This window comes from Tamlana crocina (assembly GCF_012037625.1).
Window position 1 is genome coordinate 1 of sequence record NZ_JAAVJS010000288.1, and the last position, 428, is coordinate 428.

Consider the following 428-nt stretch of genomic DNA (forward strand, 5'->3'; position numbering starts at 1 on the left):
TCCTGAAATCAAAAGCTTATGTAACAAAAGTAACTGTGTAACCTCTTCTTCGGGTGTAAATTTGTGCTCATAAATTTTTAGAAGGGAAAACTTCTGAAACAAATAAAATCTTATTTAAACATCATAAAAAATGAGTAGAGAAGAAATTATAAAAAATGGGGTATCCAGTCAACACCCGTGATTTTCGTTAATAATTTTATCATATGTCACAGGCTCTGCAATAACAGCCTGCTCAAGTAACCGCATAAATAATAAGCCTCTGCTATTTGATGTTCTCCTGTTGTACCTGAACACATATTCATCTAAGTAATAACCCAACTTATTTTTATTCAAATAACTTTGATGCGTTCCAAGCAGCCATCTTTTTAGCAATGAAGCCACTCGATGGACATTAGGTAATATTTCCTCGTCTTCTTCATTTACAGTTG

General features: G+C 33.2%; 1 pseudogene. It reads right to left on the bottom strand.

The features are described from left to right. Nucleotides 1-168 precede the first annotated feature (168 nt). A pseudogene (locus tag HC176_RS19700) lies at nucleotides 169-428 on the bottom strand (IS1595-like element ISBsi1 family transposase); the annotation flags it as partial.